General features: G+C 43.2%; 3 protein-coding genes and 1 pseudogene. 2 read left to right on the forward strand and 2 right to left on the reverse strand.

What is annotated here, in order from left to right:
• The first annotated feature begins 105 nt into the window (after positions 1 to 105).
• On the forward strand, positions 106 to 723 hold the full coding sequence (locus D9603_RS20850; protein ID WP_128732766.1) for an HAD family phosphatase: 618 nt from the start codon (positions 106 to 108) through the stop codon (positions 721 to 723).
• Between the two features lie 91 nt (positions 724 to 814).
• Here D9603_RS20850 and D9603_RS20855 read toward each other — a convergent pair whose 3' ends face one another.
• On the reverse strand, positions 815 to 1,027 hold the full coding sequence (locus D9603_RS20855; protein ID WP_128732767.1) for a hypothetical protein: 213 nt from the start codon (positions 1,025 to 1,027) through the stop codon (positions 815 to 817).
• 29 nt (positions 1,028 to 1,056) lie between these two features.
• Positions 1,057 to 1,239, reverse strand: a complete 183-nt coding sequence (locus D9603_RS20860) for a hypothetical protein (protein ID WP_128732768.1) — start codon at positions 1,237 to 1,239, stop codon at positions 1,057 to 1,059.
• 287 nt (positions 1,240 to 1,526) lie between these two features.
• Here D9603_RS20860 and ggt point away from each other — a divergent pair.
• A pseudogene (gene ggt, locus D9603_RS20865) lies at positions 1,527 to 3,270 on the forward strand (gamma-glutamyltransferase).
• The last annotated feature ends 197 nt before the right edge of the window (positions 3,271 to 3,467 follow it).

The following is a 3,467-nucleotide window of genomic DNA, read 5'->3' on the forward strand; positions in this document are numbered from 1 at the left end:
TTTAGTTGTTCTAAATGAGAAATTTTTAACGCTGTTAGCGTCAGATTTACTCCTTCAAATTGAGCAAGTATTAAGTCAAATTAGTATAATTAATGAGGTTCAAGGATGGCTATTTGTCGTATTAAGCACGTAATTTTTGATGTGGGTAATGTCTTTGTTAGGTGGTCGCCTGAGGAGATTGTACGCCTTACTTTTGGCAGTGAATGTGATGTTGTGGGGTTATCTAAACAGTTGTTCCATAGTGAGACTTGGTTTGCGATTAACCGAGGGGAGCTGAGCGAAGCACAGACGAAGCAAGCCTTTATACAACACTGCAATTTAACGTCAGAGCAAGCGGAGGAGTTGTTCTTTTATATCAAAGAATCATTGATCCCGCTGTATGGCACGCTTTCATTGATGCAGCGCCTTAAAGCGGCTGGCTATAGTGCTTATGCCCTAACCGACAACGTACATGAAATTGTAAGCCACTTAAAAGCACGTCATACTTTCTGGCAATACTTTGACGGTGAAATTATTTCTGCTGAACTTGGCTGCATGAAGCCTGGCAAAGCTATTTTTACTCATTTACTGGAGCGCTATCAACTCGCTGCGGGTGATTGTGTGTTCCTCGATGATGTCCTGGCGAACGTTGAAGGTGCAAAGCAGGTTGGTTTACACGGCATTCAATTTTTTAATGCAGCGCAAGCTGAGGGCCAGCTGCGTGAGTTGGGGCTAACATTTTAACCAGCGTTGACCTTTAAAGTAAGCCCCAGCGCGAGCGAAATAACCTGAGGTTTGGATGAGAAGTAAATTAACTTATTATCCGAAACTTAGGTTAGTCACACATATATTGGCGATTAGTGAAAGCGCAATTGCGACCACCGTAACAAGATACAGCACCCGTGTGACAATCCTGACGATTAGTCGGTACACAGTCTAAATCGCTCAAACGGTTAGCTCCGCCACCAATTTGCGCAGTTGCTTGCGGTGCGATAGCTTGAGTATTGTTCAAGTTTTTAAGTGGTCTTTTATTCAGCTTAATTTTCATAGTTATCTCCTTTGAGTTGTAAAAGAGTATTAACAGCGAAGTGAACCGCAGTTATAGCAAGAGCCAAATGCTTTGCTGTTACATAAATCGGTTATTTCTCTGTCACAACCTGCGGTAATATAACCACCTGCGATATTTGGAGTTTGGGCTTTTTCCAAAGCTGTTGTGCGGTTGAGCTGTTTTATATTTCTTTTTGCTAGTGTTAATTTCATCTTATTGTCCTTATCGTGAAAGCTGACATGGTCGTATAAAAAACAAACTGCAATATTGAATGTACCTAATGTAAATTTTTTGTCAAATATGTTTTTGGTGTGTTTCCTTTTTAGTTTCTCTAACGCTGTTTAGCTTAAACTCTTGCTGATAAGCCTTTCTCTAGCTACAAATTTAACAACTAGGGTATAGGTGAATTTACATTGTCAGTAGCCCAACGCATTGAGATTGTTTGGTCTTTTTATTCATGCAACACTGCATCATGAGAATAATTGAAAACGGAATGAAGATGCGAAAATTAACAGCACTGGTGTGGTCTTGCTCTGTCTCCTTGTGCGTATGTGCTGCGCTTGGAAACACGGCGCATGCTGACGAGTCACCCATATTTAGCTCTAAAGCTACGGCGCAACCAATCTGGGCTGAGCATGGTATGGTGTCGAGTCAAGAAGCACTTGCCAGTCAGATAGGTGTAGAGATCCTTAAGCAAGGTGGTAATGCCGTTGATGCAGCTGTTGCGGTTGGGTTTAGTCTGGCGGTAACTTTACCAAGGGCTGGAAACATTGGTGGTGGTGGCTTTATGTTAGTGCATTTAGCAAAAGAAAATAAAACCATCGCTATTGATTATCGCGAAATGGCGCCAAGTAGCGCCCATAAAGGTATTTTTCTTGATGAAAACGGTGAAGTAGACCCTAAACTTAGCCTTCAACATGGCCTTGCTGTGGGTGTCCCAGGTACTGTTATGGGGATGGAGTTAGCACTAAAAAAGTATGGCACCATGACCCTTAGCCAAGTTATGCAACCGGCGATAAAGCTGGCGCGTGATGGCATTAAAGTGACCTCTGATCTAGCCAACTCACTATCTCATAATTACATTAAGCAGCGAATGCTAGATGTAGCCGCGTCTAAGGCAATATTTTATAAAGAAGATGGCAGTAGTTACAAACCAAATGAATGGTTGGTACAAACTGATCTTGCTCACTCTTTAACGCTAATCGCAGAAAAGGGCAGTGCGGGTTTTTACCAAGGCGAGACGGCTAAGAAAATCGTTGCGGCAGTAGAGGCGGCTGGTGGCATTATGACACTTGACGATCTAAAAGCATATAAAGCGCTGGAGCGTCAGCCGCTAACAGGGTCATATCGAGGTTACGAAATCATCTCTATGCCGCCGCCTTCATCAGGTGGAGTTCACATCATAGAGATGTTAAATATGTTGGAGCAATACCCAATTGGTGAACTGGGTCATAACAGCGCCGCAACTATCCATTTGATGGCTGAAGTTATGAAGCGTGCCTACGCTGATCGCAGTGAATACTTAGGCGACCCTGATTTTTATGACGTACCAGTTGAGGCGTTAGTTGATAAGCAGTTTGCAAAGCAACGCAGTAAAAAGATACATCCAGATAAGGCAACGCCAAGTAGTGAAATTAAGCCCGGTAAATTGCTACCGTTCGAAAGTAACCAAACCACGCACTATTCCGTCGTTGATAAATGGGGGAATGCAGTTAGTAACACTTATACTTTAAACTTTAGCTACGGCTCGGGTATTGTAGCGGCAGGTACGGGGATTTTACTCAACAACGAAATGGACGACTTCTCGGCCAAACCCGGTAGTCCTAATGGCTTTGGGTTAGTCGGTGGTGAAGCCAACGCTGTTGAAGGTAAGAAACGTCCGCTAAGTTCGATGACCCCGACCATCGTGATGAAAGAGGGTAAACCCTTTTTAGTAACAGGTAGTCCGGGTGGCTCACGAATTATCACCACCACGTTACAGGTCATTATGAATGTTATCGATCATGGCTTGAATATCGCTGAAGCGACCGTGGCTCCGCGTATTCATCATCAATGGCTACCAGATGAAATTCGGATAGAACGTAGTTTAAATGGTGACACCCGACGCCTACTCGAAAGTAAAGGGCACAGGCTTTCAGAAAAAAAACGCCATGGGATCGACCCAGTCAATCATGCTTACCGATAAAGGGCTATTTGGTTCCTCAGATCCAAGACGAGCTGACAGTGCTGCGGTAGGGTATTAACTCACTTCTCACCTCAGTCTAGAGTAAATGGAATAGGGGCGTAGCAGCCCCTAGTCTAGCAAATGCCACAAGGTTATAAGTTGAAAGCAAAACCTGCCAATCTATTGTTTATACCAATTTGACTTAATACTTGCTCAATTTGAAGGAGTAAATCTGACGCTAACAGCGTTAAAAATTTCTCATTTAGAACAACTAAA

The sequence above is a fragment of the Pseudoalteromonas sp. PS5 genome (assembly GCF_004103255.1).
Lineage (GTDB): Bacteria > Pseudomonadota > Gammaproteobacteria > Enterobacterales > Alteromonadaceae > Pseudoalteromonas > Pseudoalteromonas peptidolytica.

Excerpts from the sequence above, each read along its gene's own strand:
- D9603_RS20850 (WP_128732766.1), top strand. The coding sequence starts at position 106 with ATGGCTATTTGTCGTATTAAGCACGTAATTTTTGATGTGGGTAATGTC.
- D9603_RS20855 (WP_128732767.1), bottom strand. The coding sequence starts at position 1,027 with ATGAAAATTAAGCTGAATAAAAGACCACTTAAAAACTTGAACAATACT.
- D9603_RS20860 (WP_128732768.1), bottom strand. The coding sequence starts at position 1,239 with ATGAAATTAACACTAGCAAAAAGAAATATAAAACAGCTCAACCGCACA.